This is a genomic window from Alteromonas sp. AWQ4_252 (assembly GCF_056158205.1).
The window spans coordinates 2993658-3018652 of sequence record NZ_JBSWSV010000001.1; the positions used below are offsets into that span (position 1 = coordinate 2993658).

The 24995-nt window shown below is 43.7% G+C and carries 18 protein-coding genes; 4 read left to right on the plus strand and 14 right to left on the minus strand.

The window, feature by feature from the left end; translation table 11 throughout:
• Positions 1 to 63 precede the first annotated feature (63 nt).
• Positions 64 to 729 carry a phytanoyl-CoA dioxygenase family protein gene (locus ACXACM_RS13260; RefSeq protein ID WP_474822285.1) on the plus strand — a complete coding sequence of 222 codons (666 nt, stop codon included), beginning with the start codon at positions 64 to 66 and terminating at the stop codon, positions 727 to 729.
• A gap of 337 nt (positions 730 to 1066) precedes the next feature.
• On the opposite strand, the gene ACXACM_RS13265 is transcribed toward ACXACM_RS13260, so the two are convergent.
• Positions 1067 to 2788, minus strand: coding sequence for a sensor domain-containing protein (locus ACXACM_RS13265; RefSeq protein WP_474822287.1), 1722 nt, complete (start codon positions 2786 to 2788; stop codon positions 1067 to 1069).
• 398 nt (positions 2789 to 3186) lie between these two features.
• On the opposite strand from ACXACM_RS13265, the gene ACXACM_RS13270 reads away from it, so the two are divergent.
• Positions 3187 to 3540, plus strand: a complete 354-nt coding sequence (locus tag ACXACM_RS13270) for a DUF4870 family protein (RefSeq protein ID WP_474822288.1) — start codon at positions 3187 to 3189, stop codon at positions 3538 to 3540.
• 54 nt (positions 3541 to 3594) lie between these two features.
• On the opposite strand, the gene ACXACM_RS13275 is transcribed toward ACXACM_RS13270, so the two are convergent.
• Positions 3595 to 3726 carry a DUF2256 domain-containing protein gene (locus ACXACM_RS13275; RefSeq protein ID WP_474822289.1) on the minus strand — a complete coding sequence of 44 codons (132 nt, stop codon included), beginning with the start codon at positions 3724 to 3726 and terminating at the stop codon, positions 3595 to 3597.
• 9 nt (positions 3727 to 3735) lie between these two features.
• Positions 3736 to 5163, minus strand: coding sequence for a cryptochrome/photolyase family protein (locus ACXACM_RS13280; protein ID WP_474822290.1), 1428 nt, complete (start codon positions 5161 to 5163; stop codon positions 3736 to 3738).
• A gap of 93 nt (positions 5164 to 5256) precedes the next feature.
• Between ACXACM_RS13280 and ACXACM_RS13285 the strand changes: the two genes are divergently transcribed.
• Positions 5257 to 6531, plus strand: a complete 1275-nt coding sequence (locus tag ACXACM_RS13285) for a DASH family cryptochrome (protein ID WP_474822292.1) — start codon at positions 5257 to 5259, stop codon at positions 6529 to 6531.
• Positions 6532 to 6577: 46 nt separating this feature from the next.
• On the opposite strand, the gene ACXACM_RS13290 is transcribed toward ACXACM_RS13285, so the two are convergent.
• Positions 6578 to 6838, minus strand: coding sequence for a hypothetical protein (locus ACXACM_RS13290; RefSeq protein WP_474822293.1), 261 nt, complete (start codon positions 6836 to 6838; stop codon positions 6578 to 6580).
• A 130-nt stretch (positions 6839 to 6968) separates the two neighbouring features.
• Between ACXACM_RS13290 and fabA the strand changes: the two genes are divergently transcribed.
• The gene (gene fabA / locus ACXACM_RS13295) at positions 6969 to 7487 is read left to right on the plus strand and encodes a bifunctional 3-hydroxydecanoyl-ACP dehydratase/trans-2-decenoyl-ACP isomerase (RefSeq protein ID WP_474822294.1); all 519 of its coding nucleotides are present in this window, start codon (positions 6969 to 6971) and stop codon (positions 7485 to 7487) included.
• 66 nt (positions 7488 to 7553) lie between these two features.
• Here fabA and rmf read toward each other — a convergent pair whose 3' ends face one another.
• From rmf to ACXACM_RS13345, 10 genes are all read right to left on the minus strand, one after another.
• Positions 7554 to 7730: a ribosome modulation factor gene (gene rmf, locus ACXACM_RS13300; RefSeq protein WP_474822295.1), complete on the minus strand. Its 177-nt coding sequence runs from the start codon at positions 7728 to 7730 to the stop codon at positions 7554 to 7556.
• A gap of 289 nt (positions 7731 to 8019) precedes the next feature.
• Positions 8020 to 9777, minus strand: coding sequence for a DUF3466 family protein (locus ACXACM_RS13305; RefSeq protein ID WP_474822296.1), 1758 nt, complete (start codon positions 9775 to 9777; stop codon positions 8020 to 8022).
• Positions 9778 to 9789: 12 nt separating this feature from the next.
• Entirely contained in the window at positions 9790 to 11715 is a 1926-nt protein-coding gene (gene uup, locus ACXACM_RS13310; RefSeq protein WP_474822298.1) for an ATP-binding cassette ATPase Uup, read from the minus strand.
• A complete protein-coding gene (locus ACXACM_RS13315; protein ID WP_474822300.1) occupies positions 11712 to 11945 on the minus strand; it encodes a glutaredoxin family protein in 234 nt (77 codons plus the stop codon). The genes uup and ACXACM_RS13315 overlap by 4 nt, the downstream gene beginning before the upstream one ends.
• On the minus strand, positions 11942 to 14041 hold the full coding sequence (rlmKL, locus tag ACXACM_RS13320; protein ID WP_474822302.1) for a bifunctional 23S rRNA (guanine(2069)-N(7))-methyltransferase RlmK/23S rRNA (guanine(2445)-N(2))-methyltransferase RlmL: 2100 nt from the start codon (positions 14039 to 14041) through the stop codon (positions 11942 to 11944). The genes ACXACM_RS13315 and rlmKL overlap by 4 nt, the downstream gene beginning before the upstream one ends.
• Positions 14042 to 14095: 54 nt before the next feature.
• Positions 14096 to 15103 carry a quinone-dependent dihydroorotate dehydrogenase gene (gene pyrD, locus ACXACM_RS13325; RefSeq protein WP_474822303.1) on the minus strand — a complete coding sequence of 336 codons (1008 nt, stop codon included), beginning with the start codon at positions 15101 to 15103 and terminating at the stop codon, positions 14096 to 14098.
• Positions 15104 to 15165: 62 nt separating this feature from the next.
• Entirely contained in the window at positions 15166 to 20004 is a 4839-nt protein-coding gene (locus tag ACXACM_RS13330; protein WP_474822304.1) for an NAD-glutamate dehydrogenase, read from the minus strand.
• Positions 20005 to 20177: 173 nt separating this feature from the next.
• Entirely contained in the window at positions 20178 to 22505 is a 2328-nt protein-coding gene (locus ACXACM_RS13335; RefSeq protein WP_474822306.1) for an efflux RND transporter permease subunit, read from the minus strand.
• Between the two features lie 9 nt (positions 22506 to 22514).
• Positions 22515 to 23549 carry a WD40/YVTN/BNR-like repeat-containing protein gene (locus ACXACM_RS13340; RefSeq protein ID WP_474822308.1) on the minus strand — a complete coding sequence of 345 codons (1035 nt, stop codon included), beginning with the start codon at positions 23547 to 23549 and terminating at the stop codon, positions 22515 to 22517.
• Positions 23550 to 23622: 73 nt separating this feature from the next.
• Positions 23623 to 24987, minus strand: a complete 1365-nt coding sequence (locus ACXACM_RS13345; protein ID WP_474822309.1) for a DUF1329 domain-containing protein — start codon at positions 24985 to 24987, stop codon at positions 23623 to 23625.
• Between the last annotated feature and the right edge of the window lie 8 nt (positions 24988 to 24995).

The following is a 24995-nucleotide window of genomic DNA, read 5'->3' on the forward strand; positions in this document are numbered from 1 at the left end:
AGTACTGTGTAAACATACAGTAAAAGTTATAAAGGAAATATATTTTAACTACGGGCGGTAAACATGTTTACTGAAAATGGTTTTCAAATAATCAATAACTTTGCGACAAAGGAAGAAATCGAATCTATAGCCAGTGCATTGTCGAAAGTTACAGCCCATAGTAATAATAGCGGAAGTTTAAGAAACGTAGAGGCAATATCAGAGGTTATCGAACAGTTTACTCAGTCAGAAAAAATGCTAACACTGGTAAAGAAATATATTGGCGGGACACCTTCGCTTTTAAGAGCTATTTATTTCAATAAGACAGCTGATAAAAACTGGTTAGTTTCGTGGCATCAGGACAAGACAACGGCGGTAACTGACAAAATACAGTGTTCGACTTGGACAAATTGTAGTGAAAAAAACGGGATACTTCATGCACAACCGCCCAGTGATGTATTCGATAAAATGATAACGGTTAGACTCCACATTGACGACTCAGACAAAAACAACGGTTGTCTAAGAGTCATACCCAAAAGTCATTTTCTCGGTGTGCAATCGCAAAGTGACTTAACGTCAACGATCAAAAAACAGAACCAAGTAGCCTGTGAGCTGAAAAGTGGTGATGCTATGCTGATGCATCCATTGTTGATTCATGCCTCGAGCAAAGCCGAGACTCCATCTTCACGCCGAGTCTTGCATATGGAATACAGTAGCTATCAGTTGCCAGGCGATATTGAGTGGGTTTAAATGAAAACCATCTAAAGGTAGCGAGTAGTCCGGAATTTTAGTTTAATTTTGAGAACTCGAGAGAGTAATTACACAAGCCCATTGTTCTATAAATACATTTTCATATCTAATTTAACATAATATACATTATGCGAAATTAACTATAATGACAATATGGGTGCGATTTATTCCAGATATTTACGTGTGAAGACTTGTGACGACTCTATTGTCCTTAGTCACGAATATCGATTGCTCGTCACTGCGTTAGCATACACAAGACTCCGTTATGAGTTTGCGGTTAAATCCTAATGCAGTTTCTTGAGATATATTGCGAAGACTGTAACTTCTTAAGTGATATCTATTTTTGTTCAAGTTGAACTATTCTGAGCAGTGTTTTTAATGAGACTGGCTTGCTGTACAAGAAACCTTGGGCGTGGTCACAACCCTCCTTGGAAAGGAAATGTGCTTGGGCTTTAGTTTCTACGCCCTCAGCAATAACATTGATATGTAAACTGCTACCCATAGCTATGATAGCTTTTGTGATGGCCATGTCATCCGGCTCATGCGGAATGTCCTGGATGAAAGATTTATCGATTTTTAATTTATCGATGGGAAGATGTTTCAGGTAATTTAGTGACGAGTAGCCAGTGCCGAAATCATCAATAGAAAGTACGACGCCTAATTCTCGTAAATTATTGAGCGTCTCAATGGCGCTTTGTGCTTCCTGCATGATGAAATCTTCTGTAATTTCCAATTCTAAATGCGCAGGATTAAGTCCACTTGATTCAAGTGCCATTTGCACATCCTCAACCAAGTTACCACGTTTTAACTGAATAGCTGCCACATTCACGGCAACCCGTAAAATCGACGCGTCAGAATTTAGCATGTACTGCATATCGTTACATGCGGTATTTAAAACCCATTGGCCAATGTCTACAATTAAACCTGTTTCCCCGGCTAAAGGAATGAATTCTGATGGTAAAAGAAGTCCGTACTTAGCGTGCTGCCACCTGATTAACGCTTCACAACTTTCAATTTTTCCGTCATTAATTGTTACCTGTGGCTGGTAATGCAGCCGCAATTCATTATTTTTTATAGCATTGCGCAAGTCGTTTTCGAGAAGTAATTTTTTTAACGATTCCTCAGTCAGGGATGGTGAATAAAACTGGAAATTATTGCGCCCTCTCCTTTTAGCTTGATACATCGCAGTATCAGCATGCTTGAGCAACTCATCTATTTCTTGGCCGTCATCTGGATACAAACTTATGCCCACGCTGGCACCAATGGTAACTTCGTGACCTGCTAGCGTAATGGGTGACTTCAGAGTTTGCATGATTTTTTCTGCTATTCTGGCCACACTCGCAGTTTCATCAACATCATTTATCAACAAAACGAATTCATCGCCGCCCAACCTTGCTATAACATCCTCTTGTCTCAGTGTTGAGTTCAGCTTGTTTGCCACTTTAACAAGAAGCTCATCACCGGTAGCGTGCCCAAAGCTGTCATTTACATGCTTAAATCTGTCTAGATCGATAAACAAGATGGCGATATTTTTATTATATCTATTAGCGTTAACAATACTTTTCCTGGCAATTTCTTTAAACAGTGCGCGATTAGCCAAACTTGTTAATGAATCGTGATGCGCTAGATAATTGAGCTCGACTTTGGTTTGCTCCTCTACAGTTATATCTACACAAACTCCTAATATGCCGACAACATCACCGTTTTCGTTCTTTATTGGTACTTTGCTTGTGCTGACACTTCCCTTTCTTCCATCTGCTGTATCATAAGCTTCTACGCGATTATAGATTGGTGTACCCGTTACCATAACAGCACTATCATCTGCGCGATAAAGCTCTGTCATTGCCGGGTCTCGATTAAAGTCAAAATCAGTTTTACCGGTTACTTCTGAAGGATCTTTAAGGCCAACTACATTAGCAAATGCTTTATTGCAGCCTATGTAGGTGAGGTTTCTGTCTTTCCAGAACACCTGGTTTGGCAACTGATCGAGTACCATCCGCATAAAGCTTGAATCTTCGGACAATTGACGAGCAAGTTGATATGGATCTGATGGTTTCATATTGTTCTGGCTGACTGCAGTCCTTGTTGCCAAACTTTTTATTTTTTGAACATAGTTAACTTATGCTGTAGTTGCAAACAGTTCTTTGTCATAACCCGCGAAATTTTTGAAGACGTTAAGGATCGCTGTTAGAAATGAAATTTCACACCTTATAATGTATTAGTATCCTTTAAACTTATATTTTTTCATGTTTTTTTGGCTCCCTGAGATTGCTTTTAGGAGATAAAAATTGCACTATTTCATCGTTGTTTTGACTTGTTTGAAATAACAGCGGTTAAATAATGCGTTCTGAAGGAACAGCGCTTTTTAGAAACAGCCTTCAATGCTTAGCATCTTCTGTGCGGCCGGATTTACGCAAATAACATTAACAAAAACTAAATCATCTCAAGGAGAATAAGATGAACGAAGCGCCGGCGACAACTACACCAGTGTCAACGTCCACTGCAAAAGTAATTTATATACTGTATCTCGTAGGTATCGTGTTTGGTATCACAGGTATTGTAGGCGTGGTAATGGCTTATATTAATAAGTCGGATGCCCCTGAATGGCTACAAAGTCATTATCGTTTCCAAATAAGAACCTTTTGGATTGGCTTTTTATTCATGTTTGTAGGCTCATTGCTGTCTCTTGTCCTTATCGGCTGGTTCATCCTACTGTTTTGGGTAGTATGGCTAATCATTCGTTGCGTTAAAGGCATGAAAGCTTTGGAAGCAAATGAGGCACACCCGGATCCAGGTTCCTGGATGTTCTAATTGCTTTTTAGGGTCAAGAAACGTTAAAGCGCGCCACCTTGTTTGGCGCGTTTTTTATTTCCGATCCCCGGCACAGCGTTTTGAACAGTACTTGACGTTGTGCCAGTCTCTCTCCCATTTTTTCCGCCATTTGAATGGTCGTTCGCATACGAGGCAGATTTTTTCAGGCAGGTTAGATTTTTTCATCGCAGTGCCCTACTTCCCTTTTATATCATTAAATGCGTTTAACGCACGTTCTCGTGATGCTTTCAGATCTACAAGCGGTTCTGGATATTCTTTACCCAAAGTAATATTTGCATTATGGAGAGTACCTTTGTCTGCTTCCCAGGGTTTATGAATAAATTTATTTGGTAAGCCTTTAAGTTCTGGACACCATGTCCTCACATATTCGCCTTGCTTATCAAACTTCTCGCCTTGCAGGACCGGATTGAATACCCGGAAATACGGCGCGGCGTCTGCGCCGGAGCCAGCGACCCATTGCCAGCCGGCACTATTATTTGCACCGTCTGCGTCAGCCAGGCAATCCCAAAACCAGGCTTCGCCTTCTCGCCAATCGATGAGTAGATTCTTAACCAAAAAGGATCCGACAATCATTCTCACTCTATTATGCATGTAGCCAGTATGCCAGAGTTCTCGCATGCCCGCATCAACAATGGGGATGCCGGTTTTGCCGCGTTGCCAGGCTTGTAAATCGTTGTCGCTTTTTCGCCATGAAAAATGGTCGAACTTGGCGTTAAAGTTCTTTTCGGGAAAATCCGGATAGTGATAAATCAGATGATGAGCAAATTCGCGCCAGCCTAATTCACTTAAAAAGGTATCAATGTCTTTATTTTCGTTGTCTCCAAACTTGTCTTTAATGGCGTACCAAACTTGGTTAGGTGACATTTCTCCAAAGTGAAGATGTGCAGACAACATGGACGTACCCCGTACTGCGGGGAAATCTCTTTGGGTTTTATAGTTCGATGCGGCCTCGTCAATGAAATCCGCCAGGCGGTCTGCAGCGCCATCTTCTCCGGGCGTCCAGGTGTCGGCGATGCCTTCATCCCATTTTATTTTCGGCAGCAATACTAAGCTATCAATGTCAACATCACCGGACAGCGCATCTCCGTATGTGATCCTGGCTGGCGGCGCTTTTGGATAGCGAGGTGGCGCTGCCTGTAAGCAACCTTTGCGATAAAACGGGGTAAATACTTTGTACGGATCACCGGATTTATTGGCAATATCCCAGGGTTCCCACAATAAACTTCCATTGTAGCTATGAGCATCGTTGCCGTTTTCTTTCACTGTTTTCTTTATTTGTTTATCCCGTTTTACATGCCAGGGTTCATAACAACGGTTCCAAAATATAGCATCGATATTGTGCTGCTTCATCAGTGACGTGATGACGCTTTCCGGGTCTCCTGCATAAACTTGAAGGTGACCATTTAATCTTTCATTAAGAGAGTTTAATGAATGATGAAGCCACCATTTAGTTACACTACCTGGGTGTCTGTTTTCTGGCAGCGAGGAGTCATGAATGTAAATGGGAACTATCTTCCCTCTGTCGCAAGCGGCGTTAAGTGCTGGGTTGTCTTTTACGCGCAGATCTTGTCTAAACCAGACTAAACTGACGGGTACCGTCACAATTGCATCCTTTTTCTTAATAAAACGAATTATCAGTGTAATACGTAGTTTATTCAAAACTGGTTGCTTCTAGTTAAAAATTAAGGTTTTTTAATGTATACACAGCCGTCAATAAAACGTGGGATTTTTTGGTTTAGAAGCGATTTACGGCTAACAGATATGCCTGCGCTAAGTGCACTTTGTCACGAGGTCAGTGAGTTGGTGTTAATGTACTTCGATGATCCACGCCTCAAAAACGAAACTAAATACGGCGTCAACCGCTTAGGTCTTTTTCGACAGCAGTTCATTGACGAATCTTTATCCGATTTACAAAATCAATTGGAAGAAAAAGGGCAGTATGTTGTGCGGGTTCGCGCAAAGCCTGAAACTATGCTCCCCGAAATTGCCAGGTCTCACGGTATCACACATATTGGCGTTCATACTCACCAGGGGTTGTATGAACGCCGAGAACTGGATGCGGTTAGAAAAGCTCTTGACTATGTGACGTTCATCGAACGAGATGCTAATACGCTTTTTGATGAGAGCGCCCTTCCCTTTGCCGTTTCTGAAATGCCTGAGCAATTTACCGCATTTCGAAAAGAGGTAGAGAAATCTATCGTGCCTAATCTTCCGGAAGATGAGGTTTACTCTTTCCCGCCTATGCCAGTGTCGTTTGCGACTACAGGTGCCTCGCCCGCCAACGGAGTAAATTCCAAAATGCAGTTTAGCGGTGGAGAAAGAGCTGGGAAAGCACGCGTGCGCGATTATTTTTTCAATACTCAGAGTGTGTCAACTTACAAAGAAACACGAAATGCACTGGATGATTTCAATTCAAGTACAAAGTTTTCTCCCTGGCTCGCCAATGGCTGCTTGTCCGGGCGTTGGATATATCAACAGATTTTACAATTTGAAACTGAGTATGTGAAAAACTCTTCAACCTATTGGGTGTATTTTGAATTGCTTTGGCGGGAGTTTTTTGCATGGAGTCAGCGAAACTATCACTGGCAATGGTTTCACAAAGCAGGCATTCGCGGAACCTCACCTTCCAGTTCTTTTTCAGAACAAAAACTCCACCAATGGCAACAAGGAGAAACCGGCTACCCCATTGTCGATGCATGTATGAGGCAATTAAAGGAAACGGGTTATATGTCAAATCGGGGTCGACAATTAGTTGCGAGTTGCCTTGTGCATGAGCTTGCACAAAATTGGCAATATGGCGCAGCCTGGTTTGAACATTACCTCATTGATTACGACGTTGGAAGCAATTGGGGAAACTGGCTCTATTTAGCCGGCGTTGGGCATGATCCACGGGGCCATCGGCGCTTCGACCTCGACAAACAAACGCGCATGTATGACCCTGAGCATGAGTTTATTAAGCGTTGGTTGTAAGGCGTTTATGTGGTTTTAATATACTCTTATCAACTTGATTGAATATTCAGTGGTTGTGATCTTTTAGCCATTGATTTAAAAGACGAATTTGTCCACATTTGTAAGCGGCATAGGTTATGCGTAACGAATTCGACAGCACATCACTGTCATTCCACCCTGTTTTTTCACAAATTTCCTTGTAGCACTTCATGGCCTCAGGACTTACGTAACCCCGCACCATTTTTTTGCCCGCTGCTTTTTGTCTTTCGCGGAAGCGCTTTTGTTTTTCGGCATTGGCATTGCGTTTGGCTTTGATTTTGTCGGTCATAACATTGTCATTTCTCTGTGATGTTAATAGTTTAGCATGGATATTTTATCAATAAATGACTGTTCAGAGTTGTTTAGCGTACAAGTGTTCGCTAAATTAGCAAGTTGAAAACTAACAACAAAGGGATCGCATGTCCGATAAGCAACACAGTTTTAGCCGCGATGATTTATTAGCTTGTAGTCGTGGAGAGATGTTTGGCCCAGGAAACAGCCAGTTACCTGCTCCAAATATGTTAATGATGGATAGAATCACACAAATCACTGAAGAAGGTGGTGAACACGGAAAAGGCGAGATTATCGCCGAATTAGATATTTCACCAGATCTCTGGTTTTTTGATTGCCACTTCCCTGGAGACCCAGTAATGCCTGGATGTCTCGGCTTAGATGCCATGTGGCAATTAGTAGGCTTTTTCCTGGGCTGGTGTGATGGCCCTGGTAAAGGGCGTGCTCTGGGGGTAGGAGAAGTAAAATTTACCGGTCAAATTTTGCCAACGGCGAAAAAAGTCACTTACCGGATTACCATGAAACGAGTCGTGAAACGCAAATTATTCATGGGGCTGGCTGACGGACAAGTTGAAGTTGATGGTCGGGTGATTTATACCGCAAAAGATTTAAAAGTAGGACTTTTTCAAGATACGTCTAAGTTTTAATATTTTGAAGCCAGTGTACATAAAAAAGCCCCGAATTCGGGGCTTGCTTACACTTTAAAGAGAACCTCAACGCACGTTAAATCCTAGTTGTCTGTCTTCAACAGCCTCTCTCCAACCTCCTAGCCATTGTGACTTGGCATCGTTAGCCTGGAAAGGACAGTTCTCTTTAGAACGACCGCTGATACCAGCTTGATACCCTTTTGCGTGTGCACGCGTCAATTTATCTCTTTTTTGTCGTTTCATTGATAAGCCTCATATTGTGGTTAATGTGCCACTAATGTTTGGTTCGGCTCTCCATTATCATTTCGGTCGATGGAGCCTTCACAATCATCAAGCACAATATAATAGATAGTGCACAATGCCTTATGGTTCAATACATTTTATTGCCAATCCCTATTGACAATTAGTAAGCTGCTGAAATTAAGTTTTATTTATTATTACAATTTTTTTGCATAAATATGACGAATTTTAAAACGTCAACATATATGCACAAAAAAACCGCTATATAGCGGTTTTTTAACAATATATATAACTATTTTCGGCGTCTGAATGGCACAAGCCCACCCAGTAACATCAGCCACCAAGGAGAAACTGAGGCACCTTTTCTCTCATAAGCAACGTCGTCGATTTGATCATCAGGAATCTCACATTCCTCAATCACACCATTGGCAACTGGAGATAGCTTAACTGCGATAATCGTATCATCAATAATGGTTTCACCTTCGCTATTGATGACCTCTTCACCGGTTACATAGCGAGTTGGTGTGCGAAAACGGGCGTTAGCAATAATTTCATTATTGTCATTAATATCAATAGCATCAACAATTGTGTATTCACTGTCACACGGCAGTAGATCATTTAGGTCAACAATTTCATCGTCGCCGATGGTATACATAAAACCATGGGTTTCGCGGTTAGTATCTACAGTTGGGTCAAACTCTGATGAACCCACTACAATGTCATTATTGTTAATCGCTTTACCTTCTGCACCTGCGTTGATGAAGAACCCTGAAGGATATATGGTTTCACCGGTGTCCAGACTGTGTACAAAAATTCGGTTCCTCGCTGTATCGTTTGGCGCCCGCAATACGTAGCCTGTAACCCAGTTATCGTTATTAATGGCTACGGCTTCAGAAATGATGTTCTCATCTCTTGGCAGCATTTCGGTGGTTTCACCTTCTGAATAACTCACCGCCACATTACGGCGTTCGAAAACAAACCCCGTTGGGCGGTTTATCGAAATAATCTCATCAATTGAGGATGCACCAACCGCGATACCTTGGTCATTAATATCTCTGGCTAGAGACCAATAAGCCGCTTCATCATCTGGATCTGGCTCAAATACAAGTGGATAAGTATCTGTTGAAATGACGTCGCCATCAGCATCCAATTGCCAGATTGTAGCTCTGACATAGGCACCAGGTGTGGCGCGATCACCAATTTCCGGAATCCGAAAGCCGTAGCTTACGGTATCTGATGTCGCATCCACTTGGATGTTGCGATAGCAATATTCAAGTGGTAAATCACCTCGGGTTTCATCGTCTTCACAGTTTTCAATTGCAGTATCAATACTGTCGACAAAATCGATAGCACTATTCCCTACTACCTGTAAATTGCTGTTAATGGCAAACGCCTGACTTAAACCACCAAGAGTGTCGTCTTCGCCGGGCAGTAGTTTAGTCACACCATTGGCGCTTATGAAGGCGGATTCTTCCAAATCGTTTAACACGAAGGTCAGTTCATTGCCCTCTTCGTCCTCGTAATCAAGATTGTAATAAGCACCTTCGGTAGTACCTACGATAAAGTCACCATTCAAGCTGTCTCTGGCAAACGTCACAACTTCTTGTGCATAGTCGTCGAAGGTTTCTGAATATTCGTCAAGCCCTGGAACGAGTTCAGCTTCTGTAGTATCTGTCAGGTAAGAACGATAAATTGCCAAATGCTGATAAGCGTAGGCATTAAATGAAGTACCGCTATGAGACAGTAGGCCATTTACAATTGTTGTGTAGTCAGCGTCCGAAAATATTCCCTGTCGAACATCTTCTTCACTTTCAAATGATGTCGCGAAGACATCAATAAAGCCAGATTCTTCAAGGAAATCTACATCAACGGGAGGATTAAACTCAGAAGAAGTCATCGTTAACATATAACCACTATCATCAATAGACTGGGCAAAGTTATTGATACTGATATCGGTAACTGGTAGTGGCGTAACTGAATAGGTAGCGGCTGTGGCACTGATAGACGCACTGGTCAAAGCCATTGCAGCGGCAAGCTGTGTTAATTTCATTTATTATCCTATTTACTGCTGAGTTTCTTCCAGCATGCTTTCCAATTCATCCCAGCGCGCATATTTCTGGGATAGCGTGTCTTCTATTTCCGCGAGTTCAGCAAGAGTTTTTGCTGTTTCATCGGCTTGTTTTTTGAAAAAGTCAGGGTCATTTACCACTTCCTGCATGCTCTCGAGTTTTTCTTCAAGGCTTTCAATTTCTGCTGGCAGTGTATCCAGTTCCCGTTGATCTTTATATGATAACTTTTTCGCTTTCTGGACTGAAGGCTTTGCCTTAGGACTCTCAGAAATTTGTTTAGTTTCATCTTTTACATTTTGCTGACTTTTATTTGCCTGGCCGTGTTCTTTGTACCAGCTTTCCACGTCCGAAAAGCCACCTATAAACTCTTTCAAAGAACCGTTACCTTCGAAAACCAGGCAGCTGTTTGCAACATTATCGACAAATTCTCTATCGTGGCTCACTAACAACACAGTACCTTCGTAGTCATTGAGCAAGGTTTCGAGCATTTCAAGGGTTTCCACATCCAGGTCATTTGTTGGCTCATCGAGTACCAAAACATTACTGGGTTTCAGCATAAGCTTCGCCAGCATCAGGCGATTTTTTTCTCCACCTGACAGCGATTTAACGGGCGCATTTACCCGCTCTGGTGTGAACAAATAATCTTGTAAATAACTGATAACGTGACGGGGATTTCCATTAACAACGAGGTCCCGTTTTCCATCGCCAACAGTATCGATAACGGTTTTTTCTAAATCTAACCCCTGACGATGCTGGTCAAAATAGGCGACATCGAGATTTACACCTTGGCGCACCGAACCCGACTGTGGAGATATTTCCCCTAACAACAGTTTTATAAGCGTGGATTTTCCACACCCATTCGGCCCTATAAGCGCGAGTTTGTCTCCTCGCAGCACATTGAGGTTAAGGTGATGTACAATCGGCTTGTTCTCAAAACCATAACTTATATCGTTAACTTCAAATACCATTTTACCCGAGCGTGCCGAAGCATGCTGTGCTACAACTGCGTTGCCTTGGGTTTCGCGGCGGGCACGACGAGTCTCACGAAGTTTTTTGAGCGCTCTGACCCTACCTTCATTCCGAGTTCGGCGGGCTTTGATTCCTTGCCTTATCCACACCTCTTCCTGGGCAAGTTTTTTGTCAAACTCTGCATTCTGTGCAGCTTCAATTTCAAGATCCTGCTGTTTTTTTTCCAGGTATGTTGGGTAGTTGCCAGGGTAACTCGTGAGGGTGCCTCGATCTAAGTCAACGATCCTCGTTGCCATATTACGAATAAATGCACGGTCGTGACTGATAAAAACAATCGCTCCCTGGAAGCCTTTTAAGCTCTGTTCCAGCCAACGTATCATTTCAATATCAAGGTGGTTGGTAGGTTCGTCGAGTAATAAAAGATCCGGTTGTCGAACCAGCGCTCGAGCAAGAGCTGCCTTGCGACGCCAACCGCCTGATAAAGTAGACAATGACATATTTGGCTCAAGCTTGAGCATTGTCAGTGTTTGCTCAATTTGTTGTTCGAAATGCCAGGCATCACGGGTGTCCAACGCTTCCTGAAGGCTCTGGAGCTTGTAAAGGTTAGCTTCACTGGGGTCATCGGCTACCAAACGAGTTTGATGGAAATACTGTTTGAGAATATCGCCAACATCAGCAAGACCTTCGGCTACGTAATCAAATAAGGAAATATCTACCGTTTGAGGAGGGTCTTGCTCTAGTCGTGCGACAACGGTTTTGCCATCGATAATACGCTGACCGTCATCGGCGATAATATCCCCTGCGACGACTTTCATTAAGGTTGATTTTCCACTGCCATTGCGGCCCACAAGACACACCCGCTCTTTAGGTTGAACCACAAGATCCACGCCGTCCAATAGTGGCGGACTACCATAAATAACCGTAATGTTTTTTAACTGAATAACACTCATGATAAAAATTTATTTGCCTGTTCAACATCAAACGGCCAGCCAAGTTCTTCGCCAGTATCTAGTCGTTTAATGACCGGAATGCGAACTGCATAAAGATGATACAGATTTGCGTCTTCACGGATGTTAAATTTTGTAATTGCCAAACCCGCAGCGTCATTTGTTTGGGCCAGCACCTGCTCGGCTGACTCACATAAGTGGCACTCTGGCCCGGTATAAAATGCCAGTTTCATCGAGTGAGTACCCAGCACTTGTGAATATTACTGTGGCGGGCAAAATCCTCTGGAATGGTACGCTTCGAAATATCATCAATATGACTATAACCAGCTTGTTCCAAGGCTTCTGCATCTAACCTAAAGCCTCGACGATTATTCGAAAATATAACCGTTCCATTTCTGTTCAGGCATTTTAGCGCATCTGATAACAACGCCACGTGGTCACGTTGCACGTCGAAGGTATCTTGCATGCGTTTTGAATTTGAAAATGAAGGTGGGTCGATAAAAATGACATCATATTTGCCAGGGTGTGTTTTTAACCAGGTTGTGCAATCTGCTTGAATGAAGGACGTGGCGCATTTTACTTTGTTCAAATGCATATTATCTTTAGCCCAGTCGAGATAGGTTTTCGACATATCGACTGTTGTTACTGACCGAGCGCCACCAAGTGCGGCGTGAACCGAAACACTCCCTGTATATGAAAATAAATTCAAAACATCTTTATCAGCAGATAATTGTGCAACCTGTTGTCGAGTGACCCTGTGATCCAAAAATAAACCGGTATCAAGATAGTCAGTCAGGTTCACTAATAATTGTGCGCCATTTTCATAAACGGTGAGTCGTTCACCTTTTTGCGCCATTTTCTCATATTGGTTGCGCCCTTTTTGTTGACTGCGGACTTTAAGCACAATTTTCTTTGGATCAACACCTGTTACCGCTGGCAAGTGTAATAACACTTCCTGCAAGCGCCGTTTGGCTTTTTCTTCTGACACGGTTTTGGGTGGCGCATATTCTTGCACAACCAGCCAATCATCATAAACATCTACTGCTACGTTGTAGTCTGGTAGATCGCCATCGTAAATCCGGTAACAGTTAGTGTCCTGTTTCTTTAACCAGCTTTTGGTTTTTTTAAGATTTTTACGCAGTCGATTGGCAAACTCATGGTTGTCACCGTCACCGCCATATTGCTTAAGATTCTCTTCATCGAGTATGTAATTCACAAGGCGACATTCAAGCTTACCATTGTTCATGGCATACTCTTTAGATGAACGCAATTTCATAACTCTGAGTAAGTCTCGATTACTGCTGAGTAAGGATACACGCCAACCGCCCCAGTGCTGCTTAAGGTGTTTCCCTAACTGTGAAAACAGGGGAATTAGATCGGTTAGCTCTCCTAACCTTTCACCGTATGGTGGGTTAAATACGAGAAAGCCCGGGTCGATATTTTCCGGAGTCCCATTGACGGCGTCTTCTACTTTAAATTCGATATCGTTAAACACGCCGGCCTGATCTGCGTTTTTCTTCGCAACTGCAATGAGTTTACGGTCAATATCCGAAGCAACTATAGTGGATTCACTAGGCTGCTGTCCTTGCAGAGCAGCATCCTGCATTGATTCCCACAACGCGGTATTGTGTTGAAGCCAACGGGTAAAACCCCAGTAGCTGCGCTTTATACCCGGTGCGATATTTCTAGCGATGTATGCTGCTTCAATGGCCAGCGTACCAGAACCACAGAATAGGTCATAAAGTGGTTTTTTCTGATCATCAACCCAACCAGAGCGCATTAACATTGCACAGGCCACATGCTCTTTAAGCGGTGCTTCACCGGTTTGGGTGCGATAAGCCCGTTGATGAAGACTATTTCCAGACATATCAAGACCGATGGTAACCTGATCACGGTGACAACGAGCCCACACTGGAACATCGGCGAGACGCTTTTCAACTGACGGGCGCTGATTTTGCTCTTCCAGGAATTGGTCAACAATGGCATCTTTAATTCTAACAGCACCAAATTGTGTGTTTTTAATTGCCCGATTTGTACCAGAAAATTGTACAGATAATGTGTGGCTGGCTTTCATGTGCAATGGCCAGTCTACAGACATAGCCGTGTCATAAAGTGCTTCTGCTGAATCACACCTGCCTTCTGCCAATACCCAAATGACGCGATTTGCTAGCCTGGACCAGAGACACAAAGTATAAGCTTGTTCTAAAGTGCCATCAAAATATACAGTGCCAGGAGACGTTCTGCACTGAGCGCCTTCACAAAGTGTTTCTACTTCAGTTTTAAGTAGTTCGTCCAACCCTCGGCTGGTAGTCACAATTATTCGATTCATAGATCTCTACAAATGCAGCACATGTCGTATTGCATAAAAAAATGGTAGGCAGGATTACAGCGCTTCTGCTATTGAGCGAACTAAATCGGGCCCCTGATAAATAAAAGCGGAGTACACCTGAATTAACGAGGCACCTGCTGCCAGTCTATCTTTGGCAGTTTGTGCATCGTGAATACCGCCTACACCGATAATTGGCATGGCCCTATCCAAAGAACTGGCGAGTTTTCGAGTGACTTCCAGGCTCATCTCAGTTAGCACATCACCGCTTAAGCCGCCGGCTTCCTCGCTATGAGGTAACCCTTTAACCGCATCCCGGCTCAACGTTGTATTTGTCGCAATGACGCCATCCATTTTAGCATTCACCAGAGAACGGGCGATACTATCAATTTCAGAGTCACTGAGATCGGGCGCTATTTTAATAAACAACGGAACGTATTTTCCATGTGTTTGACATAAGCTGTCTTGAGCCTGCTTAAGCCCGGCTAATAACTTATCCAGTGCTTCCCCGTACTGTAGGTTTCGTAACCCTGGCGTGTTTGGGGAAGAAATATTTACCGTGATGTAACTGGCGTAAGGATACACCTTGTTTAAGCATAACAGATAATCGTCAAGCGCCTTTTCCTCTGGCGTGTCCTTATTTTTCCCGATATTGATACCAACAGGGCCAGAAAACGTCGATGTCTTTACTTGATTTACAAGATGGTCAACACCGTAATTATTAAATCCCATTCGATTAATTATGGCTCGCTTTTCAGGCAGACGAAATATTCTGGGTTTAGTGTTTCCAGGCTGTCCTACCGGTGTTACCGTGCCGACTTCAACAAAACCAAAACCCATACTGCCAAATGCGTCTATACACTCACCGTTTTTGTCCAGACCTGCTGCAAGCCCTACCGGATTGGGAAATGAAATCCCGGCGACCTTTACCGGTTTTTGCACTGTAGATTGACTGTACAGCCATTTTAATGGCGTGTGCTGGGTGCGATGTAGCCACTTAATAGCAAAATTGTGACTTTTCTCAGGTTCGCATTTTAGCAATAGTTTTTGAGCAATGGATTGCATGGCTTGTCTCTAACAAAAAGCCCTGTGGAAACAGGGCTTCATCATTTCGTCATGTGTGTATTCTAATGGCTAGACTTGGCGCTTAAAAGCATCAATTCACGTAAAGCGACAGAAAATTTCGCAAATTCGTGTGTTGAACTGGTCTTAAACTCTGACATCATATGATACCAGCGTTGTAAGAGTGCCTGGTTATTGTCTACCCAGGTGTTCAGAATTTCGTCAGCATCACTGCTATCTGGGCGAGATTGCAATAAGTTTAGAGTGATTGCCCGTTGCTGCCAGTCCAACTCTTCCCGGTAAGACGCCCTGGCGAGAGCCTGCCAATGGTTGCTCACGTTTTGATTCGTAATTTGCTCAAGGAACCAATGTAACTCTAACTTGGCACCGAGTTGGAAATAGAGTTTGGCAATCACTGAGGTCTCGTGGTTATCAATATCATCGATTTGAGCCAAATCCAAACTTGAGAACAAATTAGAGAAACTGGCAACTTTATAAGCAAGCGCCTGGGGCACGCCTTGCTTAACCAGTTCACTGGTCGCACTTTCCAGAGCCGCATATTCGCTTTCAACCAAATAATCCTGCATATTTTGCTGCAAATTATTAAATGTATTGCGATAGGCTTCAATGGCAGAGTGAATACCAAGAGACTTATTGCCATGTCGAATATACCAGCGGGCAGTCCGGCGCATAATACGACGTGCACTTTCAAGTATTTTTAACTGCAAATCAGCATTGATGACGTTATCCAGCGATTCTACTTCTTTCCACAATGGCTCAATATTGAAGATCCCTTTTACTACTGCATACGCATCTGCAATTTCATCAACTGTGGCGCCAGTTTCTTCTTGCATACGGGACACAAAGTTCAACCCCATATCATTGACGATATTATTGGTCAATTTGGTGGCAATGATTTCTGCACGCAGTGGGTGCTGTTCCATCTGTTCACTATACTTATCTCTGAGTACAGGCGGGAAAGCATTTACCAGCAGCTTGCCATGGTATGGGTTTTCTGTGATTTCAGGAATATTAAAGGCGTCTTTTAAGACCATCTTTCCATAAGCGATAAGCACGCTCAATTCTGGCCTGGTTAATCCTCTGTCAGAAGCAACTCTGTCAGAGATTTCATCGTCCGAGGGAATAAATTCCAACTCACGATTTAACGCCCCATCGCGCTCAAGACCGTGTATGAACCGCAGTTGTTCTTTCAACTGTGACACACCGGCACGCTCAGTAATCGAAATAGACTGAGTTTGTCTGTAACAGTCCTGAATAACGATTTTGGCTACGTCATCGGTCATGTCGTACAGCAGTTTGTTACGCTGTTTGACCGTTAAATCTCCATTGCTCACAAGGCTGTTTAATAGGATCTTAATATTGACTTCGTTGTCTGAACAATCCACGCCACCAACGTTGTCGATGAAGTCGGTATTGACCCGTCCACCATTAGCGGCATATTCCACTCGGCCGAGCTGGGTCAGACCCAGGTTACCACCTTCTCCTACAATTTTTGCTCGAACGTCGCAACCGTTTACCCGCACGTCATCGTTGGCGCGGTCACCTACATCTGTATGAGATTCTTTCTTACTCTTAATATACGTGCCGATACCACCGTTCCAAATAAGGTCCACTGGCATTTTAAGAATATTGTGGATAAGTTCATTTGGCGTCATAGACGCTTGTCTGGTACCCAGCCACTTCTTCATTTCTGCGGTTAATTTAATAGATTTGCTGGCTCGGCTAAAGACACCACCACCTTTTGAAAGAAGTGTGCTGTCGTAGTCTTCCCAACTTAAACTGGGGTTTTCAAAAAGACGCTTGCGTTCTTCATAACTGCTTTTCGCATCGGGATTTGGGTCGAAGAAAATATGTAAGTGGTTAAACGCTGAAACAAGCCGGGTGTGTTTAGATAACAACATGCCATTACCAAATACATCACCAGCCATGTCACCCACAGCCACAGTGGTAAAATCGGTAGTTTGGCAATCGATGCCTATTTCACGGAAATGGCGCTTTACTGATTCCCAGGCACCGCGGGCAGTGATCCCCATTTTCTTGTGATCATAGCCCACACTTCCACCAGAAGCGAAAGCGTCGCCAAGCCAGAAGTTATACTCTTCAGAAATACCGTTGGCGATGTCTGAGAAAGTGGCCGTTCCCTTGTCAGCGGCTACCACGAGATAGGGGTCGTCTTCATCTAAACGAACAACATCTTTGGGCGGAATAATCTCACCATTTACGATATTGTCAGTGATATCCAGCAAACTGCGAATGAAGGTGCGATAGCACGCTTGTCCTTCGGCTTGGAAAGCTGCCCTTCCGCCTTCAGTCGGCAATTGCTTGCAGACAAAACCACCTTTAGCGCCTACAGGTACAATAACGGTGTTTTTTACCTGCTGCGCTTTAACCAGACCAAGTATTTCCGTTCTGAAATCTTCTTGTCTGTCTGACCAGCGCAAACCTCCCCGAGCGACCTTTCCGCCGCGAAGATGCACACCTTCAACCCGGGGACTGTACACAAAAATCTCAAACTTGGGCAACGGCAACGGCATTTCCGGAATAAGCTCTGGTAACAGTTTAAAGGAGACGTAAGGTTTTTCGTTGCCGCTATCATCAGCCTGGTAAAAATTTGTACGCAGCGTGGCCAGCATCATATCCAGATAACGGCGAATAATTCGGTCATCATCCAGGTTACTTACATTATCCAACTGGTCTTTAATACGTTCGAGTAGTACGTTTTCTTTCTTGGTGCTGCGTTTCAATGCAGGATTGAATCGCAATTCAAAAAAATCTACCAGATTTTTAGCAATATTCGGGTAGGCAGACAAGGTATTCGCGATGTAATCACGACTGAACGAACTGCCAGTTTGTCGCATATATTTAGCATAAGCGCGCAGGATGGTAACTCTGCGGCCGGTCATTCCTGCACCCAAAATAAGACGATTAAACGCATCGTCTTCTAACGTATTTGCCCATACTTTGGCAAAGGCGTCCTGGAACAAAGTCTGGGCCTTTTCCATGTCAAAATCCTTGCCGGATTTGTGCAACATGGTGAAATCCATCACCCAGTTAAGTAGGTTATTAGAACACGTTACCTTGTACGGACTTTCATCAATTACACGTAAGCCAAAATTTTCCAACATGGGTAACACGTCGGAAAGGTGGATAGGCTCAGCGCGGTGGAATAACTTTAACTTCACGATTTCGCGGTTTGCGGTTTCTTCCTGTGGGCGATAAAACAACATGTCCAGAGTATGCTCATCGTTTAGTTGCTCTAACTTTTCAATGTCGATGAGTGCTGCACTGGGGAGATTTTGCTCCATATAACTCCGGGAGAACGCATTGTTATACTTGCGTTCCAGGGCTTTGCCTGTGGCTTCGCCGTGCGCCGCTTTAATTGACGATGCGAGGCGATCGTTCCAGGTTTTAGTAAGCTCAATAATATTTTGCTCTATTTCCTTCACATCGTATTCCACGTTGTTATTTTTTACTCTGGCAATGTAATGTGTTCTGGCGTACACAGATTCTGAGAAGAACGTGGTAAATTCTACTTCCTCCTCTGTACCGAAAGACCGCTGTAAAAGCGCTTGGGTATCTTTGCGCAGTTGCGTGTTATAGCGCTCTCTGGGAACGAATACCATACAAGAGATAAAACGACCAAAAACATCCTTTCGCACAAATAAACGGGTGATACCCCGCTCTTGCATCTGAAAAATGCCCATAATGATTTGGGTCATTTCCTCAGCAGGTGTCTGCAGGAGCTCATCTCTGGGGTAGGTTTCTATGATATTTACAAACGCTTTATAAGCATGGGTTCCCTGCTCGTAACCAGACAAACGGCAAATCTCTTTAATGCGACTAGCCAGCACCGGTACTTCAGTAGCACTTGAATTGTAGAACGATGCGCTGAACAAACCGAGGAAACGGTGCTCACCTATAACCTGGCCGTCACTGTTAAAGGCTTTTACGCCAACATAGTCCATGTGTGCAGGACGGTGTACCCGCGACCTGGAATTGGTTTTGGTGAGCATCAAAGGGTTGCCACTTAATGCTTCAACTCTCGCTGATGGCGCCTGGTTAGAAATAAGCCGCTCCCGTTTGGTGACAGATTTTTTCATTAACCCAAGACTGCTTTCATCATCAGGGATCCAGCGATAATCACCTTCAATTGCTTTAGCTTCGTAGAATCGATAGCCCATCATGGTGAAATTGTGATCAGACAACCAGGATAGAAATTGTAGCGTCTGCGTCTTCTTCTCATCGCTGACAGGCCAGTTAAGGGCGTCCGCATTTTCGATAACGGTATTCAGCGTTCCTGCCATTGCTTGCCAGTCTTCCACAGCAAGGGAAACCTCATCAACCACAGAGCGCAATTCCTTGGTCAGTGCTTCTATGTCTGATTTCGTTGTTTGGCGGTCAATTTCAATTAAAAGCACCGTTTCTTTTTGTGATGATTTTGATTTCTTTGTACTGTCAACGAAGGCCTCGACGACGTTGTCCTGACCTCGTTTGAGCGAAATTGGACTGTGCAGCATCAGGTGTGAAGTAATGTTTAGCCGGTTGAGGGCCATCCTCACAGAGTCAACCAAAAAAGGCATATCCCTGACAATAATCTCAACAATCGTATGGCTGGAGTGCCAGCCGTGTTTCGCAATTTCCGGATTGAACACCCGGATATAAGGCATTGATGAATCAAAATTAGAAAACACGTTCCACAAACTCAATGTGGCACCGTAAAGGTCACTGTCATTGCGATCTTCTAAATCCTCATTTGAAATCGCCTGGAACAAATGTTGTCCGAATTGTTTGACTAACGCATTGTGTTTCGCGTCTACTTTCTTTTCGATCAGAGAGAATACATTATCAAGCAGCACCGACTGCCGCTGAGAGGTGACTGTCATGGTTTAACCTTAATTAGTCGTAAGTGCACAGAATTCTTACCTATTTTCGCTAAAGTCACACCATATTAAAAGTGCTTTTTTAACGCTTTATTAACAGCATAGATAACTATGCAAAAAAGGCATAAAAAAAAGGGCCTAATGGCCCTTTTAACTAAGTAACTATGCAAAAATAATTACACGTTGGGGTCATTTTTATTCCACCAGAGGAATCTTGCTAAAGCAGGTAATACGATAATTGCCCCTAACATGTTCACCAGGAACATAAAGGTAAGCAATATTCCCATGTCCATCTGGAACTTGAGGGTGGAGAAAACCCACGTACTAACGCCAACAGCTAACGTGATACCAGTAAACAGCACCGCACTGCCCCGCTCTTTTAGCGCATCAAGGTAAGCCTGTTGTACCGTTTCTCCGGATTTTAACTTGTGACTCATTGTAGACAGTATGTAGATACCATAATCTACACCAATGCCCACACCAAGTGCGATTACTGGTAGCGTAGACACGGTAAGCCCAATCTGCAAGTATGTCATCAGTGCCTGAGCCAAGATAGACACAACATAGAGGGGTAATACCACCGATAGGGTTGAGCGAAGAGAACGGAAACTCAACAAACAAAGCAGGATAACCGCACCAAATACATAAACCATCATTGGTGTTTGAGCATCAGCCACGGCTTCGTTGGTCGCCGCCATTACGCCAACCGGCCCTGAGGCAAGACTGAATTTTACATCGTCGGTTTCGTAATCTACGCGGTAGTTTTTAACAGCATCAACAATATGGGAGATGGTTTCAGCTTTGTGATCTTCCATAAATAAGATTATAGGCATGACAGAACAATCTCCGTTTAACAACCCTGAAGATGTTGGTACCAGTGAAATATCCTGAGCCAGTGTTTGTTGATTTCTGGGCAAAACCTGCCACTTAACATTACCTTCGTTATATCCTGCATTGACATTTTTCGCTACCGACGCCAACGAGACAGCTGATTGCACTCCTTTTATGTTCTCCATTTTCCACTGAAAATCGTCCATGGCTTTCATTACGCCGTAGGAAGTACATGCTTCAGGTGTGGTTTCCACAACCACAGAGAGATAATCAACAGTCACCGCGTATTTATCAGTGATAAGGAAGGTGTCCTGATTGTAACGGGAGCTTTCTTGCAACGAGGGAGCGCCGGCGTGAAGATCGCCAATTTTCATCTGCTGCGACTGAATCAAACCAAACACAAATAGTGCGATTGTCACTGCCATGATCACCATGGCTGGTTTTTTATGGGTGCAGGCAGCAATGGCTCGCCAAAATGCAGTGGTACTTTGCTCTTTCTTATTAAACTGTTTGACATAATTTTCATCGAGTTTAAGAAAGCTCATTAAAACGGGGAGCAAAATAAGGTTAGTGAGAATGATGACTGCCACACCCATACTTGCAGTAATTGCTAGTTCCCGAATGATACCGATATCAATAACAAGCAATGTCATGAAGCCCACAGTATCTGATAACAGTGCGATACCGCCAGGTACCAATAAAGCGCGAAATGCACTCATGGCTGCGTGTTGCGCTCCCATTCCTGCTACTGCTTTTTTCTCAACAGCGTTAATCATTTGCACGCCGTGACTTACACCAATAGCGAATACTAAAAACGGAACCAGGATAGACATGGGATCAAGACCGAACCCCAGTACCGTTAACAAACCCAATTGCCATACAACAGCAACAATAGAGCACGCCAGCGGCAAGATCGTCATCATAATATTTCTGGAGAAGAAATAGACCATAACAGCGGTAATCGCTAATGCGATTGCAAAAAACAACACCACGTCTTTTGCACCATTAGCAACGTCGCCAATCATTTTAGAAAAACCGATAATGTGTATGGAGATATCATCGGATTCAAATTGCTGCCTGACATCCTGCTCAAGCGCATCGGCAATGGCAAGCATGTTCAGTGGTTCACCGGTTTTCGGGTCAAAATCGAGTAACTGGGTGGTCACCATGGCACAGCTGTAATCGTTAGATACCTGTCGTCCGACGATTTTGGCTTTCTCTACATTTACTGCAACCTGCTTGAGGGCTTCGGGTCTGGATGAATCGAAATCCGCGGGTATGACTGGCCCGCCTGAAAAGCCCCCTTCGACGATTTCGGTAAAGCGCGTTGACGGGGCAAACAAGCTCACGACCAGTGAACGATCCACACCGTTGACAAAAAACAATGCATCGTGGACCTGTTGGAGAGTATCCATAAATGTCTGGTTATAAATGTTGCCACTGGCATCGCAGACTGAAACAAGCACACTGTTAGCGCCGCCAAAGTCCTTACGGTGCTTCATATAGGTTTGCATATAGGGATGGTTGAGCGGCACATTTTTTTCAAAACCTGCATCCAGGTGCATCATTGATGCCTGAAAACCTAAATAAACCGTAGCGAGTAAAAACAAACCAACAACGATTTTCCGGTAACCAAAAATTAATCTTTCTAAAAACGTGGTAAGCATGGACATGTCAGTGAGTTATTCCAAATCTAGTTTCTTTATACCATTGGCTGTAACAGCAATAATGTTTCCATCAAAGCGGGTAATATTAACAACGCTGGCTTTATCGTTCAGTTGCTTTGACGTCATTCCAGATGTAGCCACACAATCATTTCGTGAGCCATAAGGGTCAAATTCAGCAGTCTCAGGCTTGCCGGGCAATTGAACAATTACCCCATTATTACCAAACAAAGCGAGTTTGTTGTCCTCTGCAGGCAATATGGCGTTCAGTGAACCCGATAAACACGTTGGCACATATTCCCATTCTGTATTGCCTTGCTGAATGAAAACATGCCCTCTGAGCCCCGCGATCATCATTGTATCGTTGCCAATAAATTGAACGTCCTGGAATGAGCCTTCATAACCGGTTTCCATGCGTTGCCAGTTTTTACCTTCATCGACACTTTTGGCAACCAGTCCTGCTTCACCCACCAGATACAAGGTATCATCAACTAACTGAACCCGATTCAGGTGAGGTAAAATGGCACTCAGTTCTTCTTCGTAATACTCAGGCGTATCCCGTTGTACCTCTTGCAGATACTCTTGGTCATAGGGGTTGAGCAAGGTAGCATGCAATTCACGCTGCCAAGAATTACCGCCGTCACGAGTACGATAGAAAAGACCGTATGCGCCAATAGCTATACCGTGCATCTCATCAAAAAACAGTACATCGAGAAACGGTTTCTCTAAACCGGGATCCTGGAATTGTATATTCCAACTTTGGCCTTTGTCAGAGGAGTGCAAAATAGTGGCATCATGACCCACTGCCCATGCGTGATTGTTCTGAATAGTTACGGCAGTCAGTGTCGCTATCGTTGGTACGGACTGCTGTGTATATTTTGTACCATCAGAAGACGTGAGAATGTGACCTCGCTCTCCTACTACAATTAGCGTGTCTGTGCTGTCGATACCTAACAACAAAGATTTTTCTACCAAAGGCGCCATAAAGGCGTCCTGTGCTTGAACAGGCATCATTGCAGTTAACGCGGCGATCACCGTCAGCGCTTTTTTCATCAAATAATATCCCTGAAAAAATAAGGTGATTAAACAAAAACGGCTGGCAATGCCAACCGTTTTTTAGTTAAAACTAGCGGCCTTCCCTTCGCAAAGCCTGTGAGGTGAACTCTGCTTCACGGGGTTTAATAGTGAAATCGTACATCTTAGTTTCATTATCTAAACCGATTGCCAAATAACGGCGGGAGTTTAAATCATGATAAACATCAAGTGTAGACCACTGCGTGGGTACATCATAGTAATTCACGCCGTAAGCTACACCAACGCGGTACAACTCACCATTCTTATCGTACATATCTGCTTCTTGGATCTGCCAGCTGTCTTCATCAAGGAAGAAAACCCGTTTTTGATAAATATGGCGTAGCCCTTCTTTTAAAGTGGCTTCCACCACCCAAACACGGTGTTTTTCCCAACGGGTCAGTTCCGGATTGATATGGTTCGGCTTTAAAATATCTTCGTAGCTTACCTCATCACTGTGAAGTGCGTAATTGTTATACGCTACGAACATTTCTTTTTTACCCTTCAATTCCCAGTTGTAACGGTCAGGTGAACCATTAAACATGTCGAAATCATCGGTAGTTCTCAAACCGTCAGATTCAGTTCCAGGTGTGTCATAGGCAATTTGTGGAACGCGGTTTAAACGTTTGCGACCAGTGTTGTACTTCCATGCTTCCCGTGGCTCCTTAACCTGATCGACCGTTTCTTTAACCAAAAGGATATCACCGGCCAAACGAGCTGGCTCAGTGATCTTCTGTTTAAAATAAAACAGAATATTGTCTTCCTCTAGCTCTTCTGGCTTGGCATTTTCATTTGAATACTTAATAAGAAGTTTTTCATCAAAACCAATAAGGGTGTAATCACCAGACGAGGTCACCGCTGCTTGACCTCCAAAGCGCTGGATCGCTTCACCGCGATAACGGAGAACGTGATTCCAGATAGCCTCCAGTCCATTTTTCGGGATCGGGAAAGGAATGCCCGTTGCAGCACCGCGAACACCATTACCTGATGTTATTAACTCCGCACGAGTGGCATTTGCCTTCGTTGCATCATAAATAAACTGAGGGTTGGATGCAGAACGTCTAGATTGGTACACAGGCATTCTGTATGTATCAGGATATGTTTCAAACAGTTTCATCTGACCATCAGATAAATATTCGCTGTATTCTTTATAGTTTGACGAGGTAATTTCAAACATTACTTCATCTTCAGGGAATGGATTAGGATGATGGTCACCGACAGAGAAGCCTTCTGGTGCACTGGTAATGCCCCCGGTGTATGCTGGAATACTGCCATCAGCGTTAGCAGCAGCTAAGCCGCCCAGAGGAGTAAGTGTATTACCCAGCTGATCGGCTTCTTCCTGGGATACTTTTGCCAGTGAAGCCGTAGATGACAGCGCTATTGTCAATGCAGCAGCGATAATGCTTGCTTTTTTGATCATACGATACT